The following is a 17,803-nucleotide window of genomic DNA, read 5'->3' on the forward strand; positions in this document are numbered from 1 at the left end:
GGAGCGCTTCGACACCCCCGCCGCCCTGCACAGCGCCTCGACGCCGATGCCGACGCCGTCGCGGTAGGTGAGCGTGGCCGCCGCCTCCAGCAGCCGCTCGCGGGGACTTGGCTTCATTTTGGTAGTCATACCGCGAGGTCAACTCCAATCGGACGAAGAATGGAAACCGCTCGGCTTCCGTGTGGAGTCGGGGGAAGCGCCCGCCGTCGGGCGGATGTCCGAAGGCCGCTGAGAGCCTCGACGCCGGTTTGGGGGAGAGGCCGTCGCCGAGCCCTGATGGTGCACGCGCCCCCACAGAGGCGACGCGCACCGGGGGCCACTCCGCGTCATGGCCCCGTCTTGGGTGCGGCCGCCTTCCGCTACATCGGGGCTGCGGTCTCGGGCTCCGTCTCGGCGGCCGCGTCCGCGCCCGGGGCGGGGTCGACCGCTGCACTGCTGGGGTGCGCACCTGGACAGCGACCTTGCGGCCGTCTGGCGCGAGCCGGGGAGGTCATACGAGCCTGACGGGTCCGGCGTCGATGGGCAGGCGGATGAGGAGGTAGGGCTTGCGGCGCAGGTCCTTGCCCTCGTGGAAGGGGGACAGCCGGTTGAGCTGGTTGGCGATGGCGTAGAGGTGCCGGTCCGAGGCGACGGACAGGGTGTCGACCCAGAGGAGGTCGCGTCCCTGGGCGAGGGTGCGGTAGGTGCCGTTCGGGCTTCTGCGCCAGATCGTGTTGTGTTCCAGGTCGCCGCCGTAGAGGCGCCCCTCGTTGTCGCTCTCCAGGCCGTCGGCCATGGGCTTGAACCCGTGGTCCTCGACCGTCGCCGCCACCTCGGCGTCCGTGGCGTCCGGGTCGGCGAGGGCGTCGGTGGACACGCTGTGCAGCCGGCGGCTGGAGAGCGGGCAGTAGTAGAGGCGCGTGCCGTCGGCGCTGAGGGCGATGCCGTCGGAGCCGGTCTCGTAGTGGACGGGCTCGCCGCCGACGGGGCGGACCATGAAGGGCTGGCCCTCGATGACGGGAAGGAACTGCTTGTCCGGGAGGGCCGAGGGGTGCCCGGTCAGTCGCCGCCAGGAGCGGCCCGTGGCGAGGTCGACCACGATGATGCCGTTGGAGCCGCCCGAGTCGGTGATGAAGGCCGTGCCCTCGGCGCCGCGCCGCAGGTCGAAGCGCACGTCGTTGGGGTAGCTGTTCGCCGGCACCACCTCGGGCGGGAAGAGGATCTTCCGTACGATGCGGTCGGTGCGCAGGTCGACCGCCACGAGCTTCGGGCCACCGTAGGAGGAGCCGGCGAACAGCGGGCTTCCGGTGTCGAGGATCCACAGCCGGTCCGCCCCGTCGACGACGACGCTCTGCACCGACTGGAAGTGCCCGGCCAGGTCGGTGGCGTCCTCGCGGTTTACCTCGGCGTCGGGATAGGCCACCGGTTTCCCGCCCCGCAGTTCGGCGACGGTGAACGGGACGTCGTCGCCCCAGCGGGGAAAGTTGACGAAGACCCGGCCGCGGCGCGAGACGGTGACACCGGTCGGCATCGCGCCCCAGAAGCGGGCAACGACCTCGTAGTGACCGGCTGTTGAGCTGGAGGGGGATGCGGAGGCGTAGGCGGGTCCGGCGAGTTGGGTGGCGGCCAGCGACGCGGTGGTCGCCGTGAGGAACGTACGTCGTTGCATGGGGGCGTCTCCTGGGGGGCAAGTCGCTGGAGAGCAAGGCGAGTTGCGGCTACCGACAACTCCTGGAACGGGAAGGGGAACGGGGTCAAACGGCCGGTGGATCTGGTTCTGTCAGGTCTGCCGGGCTGTCGGGCGGGTCTTGGCGACCATGCTGCGGTCCCCCGAGGAGACCATCGCGTGAATGGGTACGGTGCTGACGCTCATGAGCGTCGCAAGGCCCCGGCGGCCCTGCTGGCGGGCGAGCGCCGGACCCATGAGGTGCATCAGGGCGGTGAGGGCCGGCATCGGACGCCCGAAGAGCGTGATCTCCGTGATGCGTGCCTGGTCGTCGAGCCGCAGCATCTGCACCTCCTCGAACGACTGGGAACCCACCCGCGCCCGGTAGACCAGGGCGTACGTGTCGCCCTCGCCGGTCTGGGTGTGGTAGCGGACGTCCTTGACCGCCGCGAACGCCGAGGTCAGGAAGTCGCGCAGCTGGTCAGTTCCCTCGAAGCGGAACTGGTCGGTGAGCGGTGAGCTGAGCACGACGTCCGGGCTCAGGCACGCGACCGCGGCGTCGACGTCACCGCGTTCCTCGGCGGAGCGCCAGCGCGCGATGGTAGCGGCGGCGGAGTGCAGGGTCTCGGACATGGGTCTCTCCCGGTGTCTACGGCGCGATGGGGTTTACAGGTGGGGCGGGCGGGGGTGTCAGCCGGCCAGCTTGTTCATCGTGCGGATCTGCTTGTCCAGGACCCAGGCGGGGACGAAGCGGAGGAGGCGGGCGCGTGCGGCCATGGGGCCGGCGGCGTAGCGCAGTTTCGGCTTGGCGTCGGTGGCTGCCGTGACGATCGCCTTGGCGACGACGGCGGGGTCGTCGCCGTTCTTGATCGCCTCGGTCATCAGTCGGTCGAAGACGTGCCGCTGGTCGGCGTAGAGGGGCAGGGGCGAGTCGGGCTTGGCGCTGTTGGCCTCGAATCCGGTGTTGGTGTAGGCGGGTTCGACGAGGAGTGAACGGACGCCGTACGGGCGGACCTCGTGGTCCAGGGACTGGGAGTAGCCCTCGATCGCGTGCTTGGACGCGCCGTAGACGGCCATGTAGGGAGCGGGGATGAAGCCCTGCACGGAACTGAGGTTGATGATGCGTCCGCGCCCCCGGGCACGCATGTGGGGCAGAACCTCCTTCACCATGCGCATGACACCGAAGACGTTGATGTCGAACACGCCCTGAGCCTGCGCGAGGGAGGTCTCCTCGACTGCGCCGATCGAGCCGACGCCGGCATTGTTGACCAGGACGTCGATCCGCCCGAACCGCTCGATCACCTGCTGGACCACGGCGGTCACCGACTTGTCGTTGACCACGTCCAGGTCGAAGAACGTCACGCCCTCGAGCGGGGTGACGCGTGAGGTGTCACGGCCCGTGCCGGCCACCTCGAAACCCGCAGCAACGAGCGCGAGCGCGGTTTCCTTGCCGATACCGGAGGACGCACCCGTCACGAGGGCCACCGGCCGGTTTGTCGTCATCATGCACTCCCGAAGTCCTTTTGGAAACCGATCGGTTTCTCGTGCCCTCACTGTAAACCGATCGGTTTCCGATGTGCAAGCTCCAGCACGGAACTGATCCCGGGCCGAGCCGCCGGTCGGTTTCAGGTGGAGCTGACCGGCACCCGCCGGCATGGGCGGCACCGGCCCCGGATGGCCAGGCAGGACATACGCGAGAGCGTCATCCCCAAGCGTGTCGGTGTCCCGCCGCGACGGTGAACGCCGAATACACCGTGGTGTCCGTCCCGGCGTAGTCCCAGTAAGCGCTGACGTAGCCCCCAGAGAGAAGCGCAGAGGGCACGCCGTCCGGAGAGGCGCGCCGGACGGGCCGTCCAGGCGCCAACGGTGAGGTGTCACGATGGTCGAGATCCGCGTGGGGCGTCGAGCGGCATCGGCCGGTCTGGCGATCATCAAGCTCCTCGAGCGCATCCAGGTGAAGGCCCGCGAGCCGCGCCCGTTCCCCCAGCAGCCACTCGTCGTAGCGGCCCTCCAACAGATCGCCGGCGTAGGTCTCCACCGCCTCCTCGAGTCGACCCGCGGCCAGCGCCCACTCAAAGTGCTCCACATCCAGCCACAACGGGATGCCCGGGCGCCATTGCAGGCTCCGCAGCCCGACGTCGGTCAGCTGGTCGGTCTCGGGCAGTGCCTGGCGCAGGGTGTGCAGCACCTTGCGCAGGTTCGTGTGCGCCTGGCGCTCGGTCGAGCCGGGCCACAGCAGGAACGCCAGATGCTGGCGCGGCTGCGGCGCGTCTTTGTGCAGCAGCAGGTAGGCGAGCAGCGACTCGGCGCGAGCGGAATCCAGCGGTCCCAGCCGCCGTTCTCCCCTGCGCAGATCCATGCTGCCCAGCAGACGCGCGTGCAGAACTTCCCCGTCCATCAGCCGGCTCCCGAACACGCAGCCCCGGCACCCGGACGCCCCTTGTGTGCGGGCCGCCCCATCACCCCAGTCACCGGTACGGTCTCCACGGCTCCAGGCCGCGACTTTTGGCCGGCTCCCGCGAGCCGGCCAGAGCCCTGCGACTCCTTGGGACGGTGGCTCTGTGGTCCACCAGGCTGACCGGTCCACAGGCACGCGGTCAGTGAACTTCACGCGGTCAGTGAACTTCACCGGTGTCGGTGCTCCTCGAAAGTCCCCAGCACCGCTCCGCTTCAGATGCTTGCCAGATCAACCACTCCTCCCGGGAATTCGGGTCCACGATCCAGCGTCGATCGTCCCCGGCCCTGCTCAGCCGGGGAGGATGTTCTTGTTGTGGTGGAAGGTGTTGCCCTCACCCTTGTGGGTGGGCCTGGCAGCAGGTCTGTCGGGTTGCTGAATCGTGGCGTGTCCCGGGGGTGCCTGGGAGGGTTCACGACCTGTCGGCGGGCTCGTCGGAGTGCGGGCGGTCGATTCGTTCGTAGAGGGTGATGCTGCGGCCGCGTTGGATCGTGATGGAGCGCGGGACGAAATGTTCGTGCAGGACTCGTTGTTTGGCGAGGTCACGGGCGTTGTGGGCGGGGCGGGGCTGTGCGTCACTGATGAGGATGATGTGCGGTTCGCGGAGCATCGCGCGGGCTGTGGTGCGGGGGGCTGTTTCGATGCCGTGCAGGGTGCCGGAGTCGGCGGGGCTCTGGGCGAGGGCGATGTCGCGCAGTCCGGGGAACGCGCCCGGGGTGACCATGGCGGTGTCGCGTCGGGCTGAGGGAATGAAGACCATCGCTCCCGCGCCGCGGTCATGTGCTGCGGTCACCAGGGTGGCCGCAGCCAGTACGTCGTCGACGCGGCTGTGGGCGCTGCGTACTTGCCGCTCCATGGGGAGCAGAGCCACGAACGCCAGTGCCGTGACGGCGGCGAGCAAAACGCCGGGTCGACCGATGAGCGGGCTGGTGGCGAGTGTGGAGATCAGTACCCCGAGGAGGAGGGCGAGGCCGACCTGGGCGAACAGTACGTAACGGTCGACGTAGAGGGGCTGCCAGGTGAGTGAGACGGTGAGGAGCACCACTTGCGGGAGGGCGCACAGCGGGACGGCCACAGCGGCCAGGCTCGGTGTCCCCGCCGCAGCGGGAGCCGGCTGGGCGGGTGTTCGTGCGCGGCGCAGAAAGGCGCAGCCGCCGGCCGCGACGACGGTGGCTGCGACGGCGTACATCGTCATTGGTGTGCTCGGCTGTATCCAGGAGACCTGCCCGGCCTGGTCCCGGCTGGCCAGGATGAGAGGCGTGGCACCGATTATGGCGGTGCTCACGGCGATGAACCAGCGCGCCCAGATGGCACGGTGTGGCCGGGCGAGGGCGAGGGCGGCGGCGTGTGCGAGGAGCGCGAGCAGGGAGAACCAGTTGAGCAGCGCGCCCAGTAGGACGACGAGTGCGTACGCGCTCCAGATGCGGGCGCGCGGGCGGTGCAGGGCGGCCACCAGCAGCCAGGAGGCGAGCGTGACGGTGGCGGTCACCATCGCATACGGGCGGCCTTCTTGCGCGTACGTCTGGAGAGTGGGCAGCAGTGCGAAGGCCAGCCCGGCGCCGAGCCCGCTCCATCGGTCCGCGAGCCGGGCGCCGAGGTCGGCGGCCAGCGAGGCCGCCACCGCCATGGCGATGACGGACGGTATCCGCAGCGTCAGGAGGCTGTCACCGAAGACCTCGAAGAGGATGTGCATGAGGGCGTAGTACAGGCCGTGGACGATGTCTGCGTGTCCGAGCAGGTGCCAGATCTCGTGCAGGTCGCGGTGGGCGACCTGCCAGGTGGCGGCTTCGTCGCGCCACATGCTGTTCTGGCGGGTGATCCCCCACAGGCCCAGGGCGAGTACGAGGCTCGCGGGCACAGCTGCCGTGAGTTCCCGGCTCGGGCCGTGCCGGGTGGTGTGCAGCGGCACGGGCGGCCGCACTACGACGGGCGTCCGGGGCGGCGGGGTGACGGCGGGCGGGGCGAGCAGGGTGCCCGGGGTCGCTGTGGGGGGCATGTCAGTTCCCTGGCCCTGTCAGGCGGTGGGCAGGGGGGAGCGGCTGACGCGGATCTTCGACTGGCCGTGCGGGCGCTGCTCCCAGTCGTCCATGAAGCGGGCGTGCAGGCCGTGCTTGCGGGCCAGGGCCAGGAGGGTCTCGGTGCGGTAGTAGAAGTCTTCGCGTAGTACCTGGTGTTCGGTGCCCTCGGTGCGGTCGAAGGTGAAGTCGAAGAACCCGGTCTCGGTCAGCACACGGCCGACGTGTGCGAGGCACTCCTCGATGACGTTCAGCGGAGAGTGGGAGAAGACGCTGTGTGCGTGGATGACGTTGAAGTGGTCGCTGGGCAGGAAGTCCAGGGTGAGGTCGCCGGTGATGGTCAGGTGCGGGAGTTTGTCCTGGAGGTGGCGCTCGGCGAGGGTCTTCTTGGCGGCCGTCAGGATGTCGGGGGAGATGTCGATGCCGTAGTAGTTGCCGGGGTTCAGGTGGTTGATGAAGCGCCAGCCGCCGCGCAGGTTGCCGCAGCCGATGTCGAGCATGCGGTGCTCGGGGCGCAGTCCGTGTTCGATGAGGTAGTCGAACTGCATCTGGCCGAGTGCCAGCCAGCGGTCGTGGGTCTGGCTGCCGACCGCGGCCTCCGGGTTGCGTCGGGTGTCCGAGGCCATCACTGCCCGGTAGTAGCCGACGTGGTCGGGGTGGATCAGGCCCAGCCAGGCGTCCCTGCCCGCCCGGCGGAGGTACGGGGTGACGCGTCCGGGGTGGCGAAGGGCGTAACCGATCTTGTGGGTGAGGGCTGCGCGGTTGTTGCGCAGCTTCTTCGGTGAGTTGGCGTCGGCGGGCATGGCGAAGTGACCTCCGTGCAGAAAGGGTCCGGGTAGAGGGGACCCTGAAAATGAAGGGGGATGAAAGGAAGGGGAGGGGTTAAGGGGTCTGACGGATGCCGGCGTGCGGCGCGTCAGACGCGGCGGCGCAGGAGCACCACGGTGGCGAGTGTGAGCAGGAGGGCGAGGCCGCCCAGGATGGCCGTGTCGGCCCACTGGAAGGTCCAGTAGTCGCCGGCCGGGTTTGCCTCGTAGAAGCGGGCGATGTACCCGTGCCCGTCCATGCATTCCTTCAGCTCGGTGCCGGACGGCATGGGGCAGTTCATCACGTCGTCGCGGCGGCCGGAGGCGGTCACCAGGCCGTAGTGGCCGGTCGACCACTTCTCGCCCATCGGAGGCTTGGGGATGCTGCCGGTGCTGGTGTAGGTGTGCGGCGGGACCAGCAGGCGCGTGCGGTGCGTCCACTCCAGCAGGAGCGTCATCGCCCCGGTCAGCAGGAGAGTCAGGCCCATCGCCTCCAGGACCCGGCGGGCCAGCAGGCCCAGGAGTGTGCCGGCCGCCAGGCCGAAGAGGGCGGCGGCGACGACGCGCGGGCCGGAGCCGCTCAGCGCCGTGTTCTCGTACCAGAAGAGGCCGTAGCTCCGGTTCGCGGCCGGCTCCCACCACCATGCGAACAGCCAAGTGAGCAGGCCGGAGAGGGTCGCTGTGGTCGCTGCGGCGAGGGCGTACCGGGAGGCGAACCACTGGCCGCGGCTCACTCCCTGGGCGAGCACCATGCGGTGCGTGCCCAGTTCCCGGTCGCGGCCCAGCAGAGGGGCGCCCCAGAAGACGCCGATCAGGATGGGCAGGGCCATGTTCAGCGCCGCGAGGTAGCGCAGCGGCTCCACGTCCAGAAGCAGGGGAAGGCCGGTGTCGGGCCGCGTGCAGAACAGCGGCCCGGTGCCGCAGTGGCCGAACAGCCCGCTGTTCAGGTCGTCCGCCATGGCCGAGCGGGAATACGCGGCGATCGCCGCGGCCGCGGCCAGGACAGCAGCGCCGATACCGACCAACACCCTCTGATGGCGCCATGCGAGCCACAGGGAGCCGTTCCACAGAGAGCCGTTCGAGCGAAAGCCGTTCATGCTGCCGTCTCCGTCCGCTCAGCTGCCGCGGGGCGCATCGCGTCACCGGCCTGGAGGTGGCCGGCCAGGATGTCCTCCAGCCTGGGCCGCGCGACGTGCCAGTCGCCGCGCACCGGTCCGTGCTGCCGTATCAGGGCGGTCATCTGTCTGGCGCTCGTCCGGCGCTGTACGACCGTGTGGGATCCGGCCAGGGCGGCGGCCTGGCCGGCGTGTCCGGTCAGCACGGCGTGGCTCTCGCGCAGCACTTCGGTGTCCTCGCTCAGCTCGACGCGGCCGTCCCGCAGCAGCAGTACCCAGTCGCAGGTGTGCTCCAGTTCGGGCAGGACGTGGGAGGACAGCACGATGCTTGTGCCGCGCTCGGCGGCCTCGGCCATCAGCGCCGCCATGATCTCGTTTCGCGCCACGGGGTCGAGGTCGGCCATCGGCTCATCCAGCAGCAGCAGTTCGGGCCGCTTGCCGAGCGCCAGGGCGAGAGCGACTCGGGTGCGCTGTCCGGGGGACAGCTCGCCTATGCGGGCGGCAAGCGGAATGCTTCCCTCGTGGACGGTCCGCTCGGCGGCCGCCCGGTCCCACGAGGAGTTCAGTTTCTCGCCCATGCGCAGGGTGTCCGTCACGGTGAAGCGGGGGTAGAGCGGCTTGCCCTGGGTGAGCAGGGCGACCCGGGCGCGGGCTTCGGGTGCGCCCGGCGGAGCGTCCAGTACGCGCAGTTCCCCGGTGTCGGCGCGCAGCAGGCCGCCCGCCAGGTGCAGCAGGGTGCTCTTGCCGGCACCGTTACGTCCCACGAGGGCGGTAACGCGGCCGTTGGGCACGGTGAATTCGCAGTCCCGCAGGGCCCAGCCGCCCCGCGTCCGGTACCGGAATCCGAGTCCCTTGGCGCGTAGCGCGGCCGGCGCGTCAGGCCCGGTCAATGCGTCCTCCTCTTTCGCCCCCGGTCGCCCGGGGTGTGCTCGTGTTGCTCATCGTGCTCGTTCTGCTCGTTGTCGTGGGCGTCCAGGGCGGCGGTGACCAGGGCGAAGATGTCGGCCCGTTCCAATCCCGCCGCCCGCGCGCGTGCCGTCCAGCCGGCGAGTTCCATACGCAGGGGCGAGTCGTCCTCCGCGCCGGGCCGTGCGAGCGACCGCGTCACGAAGGTCCCCAGCCCGCGCCGCAGTTCGACCAGCCCGGCCTGCTCCATGTCGCGGTAGGCCCGCAGCACGGTGTTGGGGTTGATGGCGGTCGCCGCCACCACCTCCTTCGCCGTGGGCAGTTTGTCGCCGACCTTCAGCGTGCCCATCCGGAGCGCCCGTTCGGTCTGCTCGACGATCTGCACGTAGGCCGGGACGCCGCTGCCACGGTCGATCCGGTACTCGACCACGTCACCTTCCATCACTTCAATGTGCTTCCATTAATGAATTAATACAAGCATGATGGAGGCCTGGCAGGGATGTCAAACAGGAGCACCACCCGAGCGGCCCTCGCCGTCGCTGCCGCGCCGACCCTCGCCGCAGCGGCCCGGCAACGCATGCTGCTCGTCGGCCGGGGCGGCCTGCCGCCTCGGCCCTTCCCGCTGCGCGCGGCAGCCGCATGGTGGCTCGCACGTCCCCGGTGACGGCGGGGCAGACCCGCCTCGGCCGCTGGCGCGGGTGATACGCATGCTGTGCCGCACACCGGCCCCGGCGTACTTCGCGAGCGGCCTGGAGCACGGCACCGGCAGGCTCCTCACGACGCAGGCGGTCAGCTGCGGCCGCCGGCTCGCCATGAAGATCGGCACGGCCGTGCTCGTTGGCACGGTGTGCACCGCGACGCTCTCTGCCGCGTTCGGCTGCTGGCTGGGACCGGTCCGCGAGGAGAACGAGGTCCTCGACTGGCCGGCGGGCAGCGCCACGGGCCCGCTGCCGGTGGCGCTCAGCGCAGCGTCGAGGATCCGATCCCCTGTGGTGGAACCTGACGCGGATCTGAGAGGACAGGATCACAGCACCTTGTGCGCGAACACCTTGTGCGCGAACACGAACGCGCAACACTCCCACGCGTTCGTTCCCCACAATCGACGTCCCGGACCACTATGTGGTCATGACCAGCGCGTTCGTCCAGGCGGAAGCCACCAACTGGCTCGCCATCGCCATCGCCATCGCCATCGACATTGACATCGACATTTGGACGTGGGGCAGCATCCAGACCGGATGCCAGAAGACTTTTTTCGCTTCCTGACCACCTTCCTTCGTCTGGATGGTCGCCACCGCTTGAATCCGTCGTGCGGGGGTGGCCGGTGGCGGCATTCGCGCCGTGAAGTCGTCGGGTGACCCGTTCGACGTCGGGGGACCCGGCTTGAAGGCGAACGGGGTAGCTCCGCGTGCACGATGCCGGCTCAGGCTTGAGTCTGTGGTCATGAGTATCCGTCCATGGATCATCGTGGAGCCGCCGGACAGTCGCGGTCTGCGTCGCGTCACCATCGGCGGCGAGACGGTCGGCAGTGCCTGGTCACCGACCGAACTGCGTAAGATAATCGGCCGCCACGGTTACCCCGAGAACATGGATCTGGATGATCCGGCATCTGTGTGCTGGCGCGGGGGCGACAGCAGGGCTTGGCCCGATCGAGCTTGGAGAAGGCGCTCCACCATGTTGCTCATGGTGGCCGGGCTGCTTGTTTCTATGGTTTTCAACGCAGTCATCGGATGGCCGGACGCCTCCGGGGCGCTGACTTTCGCGCAACGGATTACCGGTGTGTTGTTTGTCCTGTCGGGTGTGGCGCTGGGAATTGCGGCAATTGCGGCGCTCGACTACTGGGGAAGGCGCCACTTCAGGGCCTCTGGTGCGGTTGTAATATTCGGGGCAATTATTGTACTGGCCACCGATGGCCTCCTTCTTCTTCTCTGGTTCGAGGAGAGGGAGTACACACGCCATCTTCTGGTCTACTTGCCCGCGTTGTGCTGGGCCGTATGGGCGATTTTTGTTCTTGTGTGCGAAAAATCTTGGAAGGGCATGCCGCAGCCCAAGAGATTCGCGGCCGGGGTGGTCGCCACGGTACTCCTGACGGCTGTCAGTCTCGCGTATTCCACTATGTACCAGCCTGCGTCCGCACCTATGCATTTTACTTTGAAGGCGGAATTCGGGAAGGCGTGGGAGGATAATAGGCTTCCCTTCCTGCATGTCCCGCTGACGCTTTACATGAAAAACACCGGAGGGATCCCGGTGTATATCGTCAATGACATCTACACGGTCCGTGGCAGGGTGGCTGTGTATTCCCTGGAGGAGGAGGATCCGACGGCGGAGTGGAAGAAAAGTGTCGAGAGGCAGGGGGCGCGCGAAGGGGAGGCCGAGCTCTATGTCGGCCAGCCAAATTACACTACGGTGAGCAGTGGAAGATTCTATGAGTCCGGTAGTTCGCTCGACGTCGGGCAAGAATACGCTTTGAAGCGTGTATTTCAGCTTCCCAGGAACGTCGGGTACGACGTCTTGAGTGTTGCATTGCAGATCTCGTACATGAGAAAGGATCGGGGCAGGCTCGACGTGGAGGAGTTCGGGTTCCCTCATGTTTCGTGGAACGAACGCGAGGGGCGCTACTACTGCGAACCGGCGATCTGTGGGGAGCAGCTGGTTTATCGGGGAAGGGTGCGTCACAATAACAATTTGATCAACGTGACACGTAAGCCGCGTTATGTGACTGCTGTCTGGTCTCCGGGTGGCCGGTTCATCTCATCGATTTCTTCTGTTCCGTACGGATTCTCCGGGGTGGGTGACTACAGAGAAGAGAAGAGGGAGCTGCAAAGATATGGAGCTGCGAGGTCCCGGGCTGATTCAGTGATCTCCGTGGCGGAATTGTTGAGATCTGCCGGGGTCTGACGGATCACTCGCCGGCCTTGGCGAGCCAGGTGCCCACTGTGACCCCGTCTTCGCCAAGGTACGCGGCAGTCTGCTCGCAGGACAGGGCAGAGGCTCCCAGGCTTCCGAACAGTTTGTCGTGCGGTACGAGCTCGGCGAGTTCAGTGATGAGCGGTATGACTTCGAACGGGCCGTGGGTATGTTCGTCGTTCCGCAATTGTGCGAGGACGTCGAGCGTATCGTCGCTATTTTCCTCCGCCTTCCAGAAGTCCTTGACCCCTTCCGTCTCCCACTGTGCGGGAAGCAGCTTGTCCAGCGCCCGCACGAGGGCAGATTCGGAGGTGGACTCGAATATGGCGCTGGTGCAGAACGCGGCGGCCTTGCCGAGCGACTCTTCCGGGCGTTTCTGGGCAGAGGCGGATTGCTCCTGCTGGTCTTTCATGCGAGATGTCTTGTCATCCAGTTCTTTCGTGAGCCTGGACCGCTCGTCCGGTGATGTCCCGGGGTCACTGATTTTTCTCAGCAGTGCGCTGACCTGCCGTGTGATGTACGTGAGCTCTTTTTGTTCCCTCGGCGGTGTCCCCTTGTCGTGCATCATGTCCTGCGAGGAGCTGTCCGCCAGCAGGCTGTAGGAAAATTTCTTCTCTGCCGAGCTGACCTGTGGCCAATTCTGGCTCCTCTGCGCGGCGTAGGTCGTGTCTTTCACGATGGCGATCATGTGGCCACGCAGGTCCTGTAGCGTCCTGGGATCGCGGATCAGGTCCAGGGTGGATGTTGTCCGTTTGACCACCAGGATGAACATGGACCGTTCTTCGGTTGCCCCCTGGGGACCGTTTACCGTCTCGAGCGCGGAAGTCACCTGCTTCACGATCGAAGTCAGCTCCCTCCGCAGCTCGGGAGGTGTTCTGGGATCGCTGATGGCTGCCAGCGTGGTGGACAGGTTCTTCGTGCTCTCGACGACCCCTTGCCTGTCCTGTGGCGACGTCTCCGGATCCTCGACCGTGCGGACGATGGTGATCAACGTTTCCACGGTCGGCACGAGTTCTTCGGGGACTCGCTCCTTCTCCTTGTTCAGGGTCTTCGTCGCCTCGTCGATTTCCACCGTCTGTTCAGGCGGGAGTCCGGACGTCTGTTCGTCCGTGTCGCCCGTGTCCGGCGGCTCGGAGATGTCAGACGTGCCGCTCGGTGTGGAAGGGGGAGACGTCGTGGATCCCGTGGGACCGCTCGGTTCGGGCGACGGTGGCGAGTCGGGGGACGTGGTGGGTCCCGTCGGACCGCTCGGCGTATCGGAAGGAGACTGTGGAGGATCCGTGGGCTGAGTCGGTACTCCGGCACGGCCCTCGTTCAGCCTCTGAGAATCTGCTGCGGCAATCGGCAGACCTGTCGGCAGCGCGAGCACTGCGGCCAGAATGGATGCGTTGGCCGCGTGAAGGATTGTTCGCCGAGAAATTCTGGCCATGATGGTTCCAGATACGCTTGGCGTAGAGTCGTTCCGTCCGTAGTGGATTCTTCCTTGTGAGGCGGTAGCTCCAGGAAATTGGGAGCCGGAAGAATACGGCACCGATATAAAACAACTCTCCACCTGTCCAGCGCCGCCTGCAACGGGAGCGCCGGGCCGCGCTGTGCGAGGGCACCGCGGTCATACCCAGCAGCGTGAACGGGCCGGTGGCCTCGGACGAGGCGTACACCTCGTACTTCGCCGCGTCGGCGACGGCCTGCCGCCCCCGGGTTGCCGAGGCCGCAGGTGGTGCAGATGCCCGTCCAGCACCTCAGCAAGTCCTGAAGGACGTCGAGGACTTGGTAGGGGGCCCACTTCCTGCGGGCTGCGCCGCGGCTGCCTCGGTCGTCCCGAGCAGTTCGTCGGGGTCCCGGTCGACGGGCACCGGGGGGCAGTGCGGCAGTGGGGGCGGAGCTGCGCCGGCTCTCGCCGGGCCGGTTGCCGGCCCGGGCGACGATGGTGCCGCGGCGCCACAGGGGGGCGTCGGCGTTCTCGTCGGGTTCGGGGAAGTATCCGGGCCGGTCGCGGAAGTAGGCGCCGATGGTGGAGGTGCGGGTGTGACCGAGGAGTTTGACCACTTCCGCTTGGTCAGAAGTTCGTCCTGGTCGGCGAGTACCGCGGCCGCCAGTGTGCGCTTCATCGTGCGCGTTTGGCCAAGAACTCCGTGACCTCGTCATGGCGCCAGAACCGTTTGCGGCCCTCGCTGTGTGCGACTGCGGGGGAGTTGCTGTCGGCCGGACGCTTCTTGCGGTCGGTTACCTCGTCGCTGTGCAGACCCATGACCTTCAGCATCCGCACCGGGCGGGCCGAACTCGTGCTTCAGAGGGCTGACGATCGGCCTTCCGGCGCCGGAGACCACGCTCCCCTTCGCGGCCTCGCGGCAAGTAGGGGCTGCCCATGCGAGGGAAACGCCCGTACGCGGCGATCCCGGTCCGCTGTCGGTGCGGCTGAAGTTCGCACGCCGGATGGCACCGGGAGTGGTCCGGGGTGCTCCGGTCGCCGTCGCGTGCCCGGTCGCGGCCGGATTGCACAGCGCGGTGAACGTGTCGTGGCTTTCCCACCGCCGCTCGGGGCGGGAGATTGACGAAGGTGCCTGACGAGACGAGAGACGGGCGACACACGGTCGGCGGGCCTGCTGTGGCGCCGGCTTCACACCTGACCGACTCTGGCCTGTAAGGGAGATCCACGAGGGGCCGACAGAAGGAGACCCTTTCATGGCCGTCACCACGACCGATCACTCGGTCCCTCACACGTCGACTGTCCCCGCGAACGCGGGCCAGAAGGTGAAGCTGTTCGTACGAGAGCACGACGGCACGCCCTCCGGCCCCCCTGCGAACCGCAAGGCCGTCCTCATGCTGCACGGCAGGAGTGTGCCGGTGCTGGCAGGCTACGACCTCCAGCACACCTCCTACGGGTGGGCCAAGGCCCTCGCCCAGGCCGGTTATGACGTCTTCATGATGGATCTGCAGGGCTCTGGCCGGTCGCCGCGCCCCCGGATGGAGGACCCCTGCAATGTCAATCCCAACCAGCAGGCTGCCGTCACTCCTCCCCTGTCGGGCCCACGAACGGCGAGCTATCCGTTCGTACTGACCAACTCTCGGAGCGACCAAGAAGAGCTCAGCACCGTCGTCGAGTACATCTGCAACGAGCGCAACGTTTCAAAGGTCGCCTTCATCGGCTGGTCGGCGGCCGCGTTCGCCATGGGACCGTACGCAATCAAGAATCCGGGGAGGGTGGAGAGCTTGTTCCTCCTCGGCCCGATCTTTCCTCCGCTGGGCCCCTCGAACCCGCCGACCCTGCCGGTACCCGGCTTCCCCACCCACGTGCTCACCCGCACAAGCATCGAACAGGCCTTGCCCATGAAGTGCGCGAACCAACACGAGCCCGGCATGGTCGACGTTGTGTGGAACGCCCTCATGGACAATGATCCGATCGGCCGTGATTGGGGACCGCTCCTTCCCTCCGGACAGCCGGCGGGCGTCAGCCGTTTTCGGAACTTCGTGACATGGGGCTGGAACAACACCGCCGCAGGGCAAGGAGGCGTCCTCGGCGGAAGGGTGCCCGCGCTGATCGTGCACGGCGAACACGATCAGACGGCCAACACCACACCGCCCAGCTCCAACCCGGCACTCGACTTCCACGTCCCCGCGCTCTACGACGCCATCACGGGACCGCACAAACTCCTCGTCACGGTGAAGTGCGCCGGCCACTCGATGCCCTGGGAAAGTCAGCACAAGAACCTGCACAACCTGTCGAAGCACTGGCTCAAGCACACCAAGGTCGACGGCAAGACCCAGGGCAGCTTCGAGATGGACGAGAACGGCGACATCAGCCCGGCACCATGAACCTGGCTACGCCACCCTTTAGCCGTCCAACGGGAGTCGCTCTGACCGAGTTCTTCGGGGATGCCGAGTCCACCGGTCACGCGATGCTGCTCTGGATCGACTGATCAACTTCTGCGAGCTCGATTCCTTCGCCATTGCCGTGACCGCGTACCCCCTTTGCCCCTGCTGTTGTCAGCCGGACTGCTCAACCGCGCTTTGAAACGGTGTCCCTTCCGAGCTGCCACATTTCATGGTTCCCACATTCTGCCGTGATCTCGGCCGTCGCCTGAGCCGCGGTGAGGAAATCATCGACCACTGGCGAGCTGCGCGATGCCGCCGCCGCGAGGCACACCTGGTCGGGCGCCAGAGCCGGGATCGGCACATAGATGACTTCCGGATGTGAGTAGAACACGGACGCCGAACGGGCCAGGAACGAGATACCCCGGCCGGCCGCGACATGTTCGAGCGTCTCGTCCACCCCGCGCACCAGATACCCGGCATTGGGGTGCGGGCGCCTGGTGGGCTGCGTGCTCGGGTCGGCATGCCAGACCAGCGGTTCGCCGGCCAGGTCGGCCTCGGTGACCTCCTCCTTGCCGGCCAACCGGTGGCCTGCGGGCAGCACCGCCACCCGCGGCTCGGTGTACAGAGGGGTGACGCGCAGGCCGGACTCGTCGATGGGCAGCCGCACATAGCCGACGTCGATGCGGCCGTCGAGCAGCATCGGGGCCTGGTCGTCCCATTCGATCCGCTGCACGTCCACGACCACGTCCGGGTGCCGGGCCTCGAACGCCCGCGCCGCCGGGATGACCGGGATGCCGGCCCGGAAACCGACCATCAGCCGCCGGCTGCCACGCGCTGCCACGGACACCCGGCGGCGGACCGCGTGCGCGGAGGCGAGCAGCGGACCGGCGTCGGCCAGCAGCTGTCGGCCCGCGTCGGTCAGCGCTACGCCGTGGCGATCCCTGGTGAACAGCGAGGCGCCGAGATCCTGCTCGAGCGCGCGGATCTGCCGGCTGAGCACCGGCTGCGCGATATGTAGCTCATCGGCGGCGCGGCCGAAGTGCAACTGGTCGGCCACGGCGGCGAAGTAACGCAATTTGCGCAGGTCCAGATCCATCGCGTCTCCCAGTCCGGTGATGCCTTGAGGGTATCACCACGGCTAAAAGAAGTCTTGGACACCCACTCAGCCCAATGGCAACCTGAAAAGGTACCTCTTGGGGACGAAGTGAATTCGGCACAAGAATTCGACATCGGACCTCGGTAGCAGGGGCCAGGTCCAGAATGAGCCCACTGTTTCGGATGCCTATCAATTCAATGGAGTGATTGTGGGAAAGCTCGATGGCAAGGTAGCGGTGATCACCGGTGGATCCACCGGCATGGCACTGTCCGGCGCCAAACTGTTCGTTGAGGAAGGAGCGCACGTCTTCATCCAGGCCCGGCGGCAGGAAGCACTGGACGACGCCGTCAGGCTGATCGGCCGCAACATCACCGCCGTCCAGGGTGACGCGGCCGAACTGGATGACCTGGACCGCTTGTACGACACCGTCAAGCGGGAGAAGGGCTCGATCGACGTGCTGTGGGCCAGCGCAGGGATGGGCGAACCCGCCGTCCTCGGTGAGATCACCGAGGAACAGTTCCACCGCGCCTTCTGGCTCAACGCGCGCGGCACCCTGTTCACCGTGCAGAAGGCACTGCCGCTGATCAACGACAACGGCTCGATCTTCATGACCGGATCCAACGCCTCCCTCGGCGCCTTCCCCGGCTGGAGCCTCTACGCGGGAAGCAAAGCTGTTCAGCAGGCCTGGGCCCGCGTCTGGCTCAACGAACTGCGCGACCGGAAGATCCGGGTCAATGTCCTGACCCCCGGCCAGGTCGCCACCGCCAAACAGGAAGAACTGTTCGACGAGGCAACCACGGCCGCATTCGAGTCCCTCATCCCCCGCGGAAAGATGGGCCGTCCGGAAGAAATCGCCACCGTCGCCCTGTTCCTCGCCTCCGACGACTCCAGCTATGTCAACGGCCTGGAACTGGTCACCGACGGCGGCACCACCGCCATCTGAACCACACGCCAGGAATGCCGCCGGCATACAGCACAACAACCGATTCGCCACAACCGACTGATCTCGAACACGGACATCCGCAACACCCGGAAGTGTTGCGCGGGT

17 protein-coding genes and 1 pseudogene are annotated in these 17,803 nt (G+C 67.3%); 5 read left to right on the top strand and 13 right to left on the bottom strand.

The features are described 5' to 3' along the window. The 10 genes and pseudogenes from P1P75_RS19430 to P1P75_RS19475 all read right to left on the bottom strand — a co-directional run. Positions 1–129 (bottom strand): annotated as a pseudogene (locus tag P1P75_RS19430) (TetR/AcrR family transcriptional regulator); the annotation flags it as partial. Between the two features lie 361 nt (positions 130–490). Then, a complete protein-coding gene (locus tag P1P75_RS19435) occupies positions 491–1,648 on the bottom strand; it encodes an L-dopachrome tautomerase-related protein (RefSeq protein ID WP_319256972.1) in 1,158 nt (385 codons plus the stop codon). Positions 1,649–1,759: 111 nt separating this feature from the next. Next, positions 1,760–2,278: a nuclear transport factor 2 family protein gene (locus P1P75_RS19440; protein WP_319256975.1), complete on the bottom strand. Its 519-nt coding sequence runs from the start codon at positions 2,276–2,278 to the stop codon at positions 1,760–1,762. A 57-nt stretch (positions 2,279–2,335) separates the two neighbouring features. Beyond that, the gene (locus P1P75_RS19445; protein ID WP_319257040.1) at positions 2,336–3,148 is read right to left on the bottom strand and encodes an oxidoreductase; all 813 of its coding nucleotides are present in this window, start codon (positions 3,146–3,148) and stop codon (positions 2,336–2,338) included. A 199-nt stretch (positions 3,149–3,347) separates the two neighbouring features. Further along, positions 3,348–4,043, bottom strand: coding sequence for a hypothetical protein (locus P1P75_RS19450; protein ID WP_319256977.1), 696 nt, complete (start codon positions 4,041–4,043; stop codon positions 3,348–3,350). Positions 4,044–4,512: 469 nt separating this feature from the next. Then, entirely contained in the window at positions 4,513–6,096 is a 1,584-nt protein-coding gene (locus tag P1P75_RS19455; protein ID WP_319256980.1) for a glycosyltransferase family 39 protein, read from the bottom strand. A gap of 18 nt (positions 6,097–6,114) precedes the next feature. Next, positions 6,115–6,918, bottom strand: a complete 804-nt coding sequence (locus P1P75_RS19460) for a class I SAM-dependent methyltransferase (RefSeq protein WP_319256983.1) — start codon at positions 6,916–6,918, stop codon at positions 6,115–6,117. 113 nt (positions 6,919–7,031) lie between these two features. Then, positions 7,032–8,018, bottom strand: coding sequence for a transporter (locus P1P75_RS19465; RefSeq protein ID WP_319256986.1), 987 nt, complete (start codon positions 8,016–8,018; stop codon positions 7,032–7,034). Next, positions 8,015–8,926 (bottom strand): ABC transporter ATP-binding protein, encoded by a 912-nt coding sequence (locus P1P75_RS19470; protein ID WP_319256989.1) that lies wholly within the window; start codon positions 8,924–8,926, stop codon positions 8,015–8,017. Before P1P75_RS19470 ends, P1P75_RS19465 begins: the two co-directional genes overlap by 4 nt. Next, a complete protein-coding gene (locus tag P1P75_RS19475; protein WP_319256992.1) occupies positions 8,923–9,384 on the bottom strand; it encodes a GntR family transcriptional regulator in 462 nt (153 codons plus the stop codon). Before P1P75_RS19475 ends, P1P75_RS19470 begins: the two co-directional genes overlap by 4 nt. A 57-nt stretch (positions 9,385–9,441) precedes the next feature. On the opposite strand from P1P75_RS19475, the gene P1P75_RS19480 reads away from it, so the two are divergent. The 3 genes from P1P75_RS19480 to P1P75_RS19490 all read left to right on the top strand — a co-directional run bounded on the left by P1P75_RS19480 (position 9,442) and on the right by P1P75_RS19490 (position 11,837). Then, positions 9,442–9,606, top strand: a complete 165-nt coding sequence (locus P1P75_RS19480) for a hypothetical protein (protein ID WP_319256995.1) — start codon at positions 9,442–9,444, stop codon at positions 9,604–9,606. Positions 9,607–10,067: 461 nt separating this feature from the next. Next, positions 10,068–10,205 (top strand): hypothetical protein, encoded by a 138-nt coding sequence (locus P1P75_RS19485; protein ID WP_319256998.1) that lies wholly within the window; start codon positions 10,068–10,070, stop codon positions 10,203–10,205. Positions 10,206–10,613: 408 nt separating this feature from the next. After that, complete coding sequence (locus tag P1P75_RS19490) at positions 10,614–11,837, top strand: hypothetical protein (RefSeq protein WP_319257001.1); 1,224 nt, start codon at positions 10,614–10,616, stop codon at positions 11,835–11,837. A gap of 4 nt (positions 11,838–11,841) precedes the next feature. Here P1P75_RS19490 and P1P75_RS19495 read toward each other — a convergent pair whose 3' ends face one another. Together P1P75_RS19495 and P1P75_RS19500 are read right to left on the bottom strand one after the other, a co-directional pair. Further along, positions 11,842–12,918, bottom strand: a complete 1,077-nt coding sequence (locus P1P75_RS19495; protein WP_319257004.1) for a hypothetical protein — start codon at positions 12,916–12,918, stop codon at positions 11,842–11,844. Positions 12,919–13,950: 1,032 nt separating this feature from the next. Continuing rightward, the gene (locus P1P75_RS19500; protein WP_319257007.1) at positions 13,951–14,094 is read right to left on the bottom strand and encodes a hypothetical protein; all 144 of its coding nucleotides are present in this window, start codon (positions 14,092–14,094) and stop codon (positions 13,951–13,953) included. 572 nt (positions 14,095–14,666) lie between these two features. Here P1P75_RS19500 and P1P75_RS19505 point away from each other — a divergent pair. Beyond that, positions 14,667–15,659 (top strand): alpha/beta fold hydrolase, encoded by a 993-nt coding sequence (locus tag P1P75_RS19505; protein ID WP_319257011.1) that lies wholly within the window; start codon positions 14,667–14,669, stop codon positions 15,657–15,659. 184 nt (positions 15,660–15,843) lie between these two features. Here the strand turns inward: P1P75_RS19505 and P1P75_RS19510 are convergent, their stop codons facing one another. Then, the gene (locus P1P75_RS19510; RefSeq protein ID WP_319257014.1) at positions 15,844–16,755 is read right to left on the bottom strand and encodes a LysR substrate-binding domain-containing protein; all 912 of its coding nucleotides are present in this window, start codon (positions 16,753–16,755) and stop codon (positions 15,844–15,846) included. A 208-nt stretch (positions 16,756–16,963) separates the two neighbouring features. Between P1P75_RS19510 and P1P75_RS19515 the strand changes: the two genes are divergently transcribed. Next, positions 16,964–17,698 carry an SDR family oxidoreductase gene (locus tag P1P75_RS19515; protein ID WP_319257018.1) on the top strand — a complete coding sequence of 245 codons (735 nt, stop codon included), beginning with the start codon at positions 16,964–16,966 and terminating at the stop codon, positions 17,696–17,698. Positions 17,699–17,803 lie beyond the last annotated feature (105 nt).

It is taken from the genome of Streptomyces sp. ID05-39B (assembly GCF_033794725.1).
GTDB classification, from domain to species: Bacteria; Actinomycetota; Actinomycetes; order Streptomycetales; family Streptomycetaceae; genus Streptomyces; species Streptomyces bobili.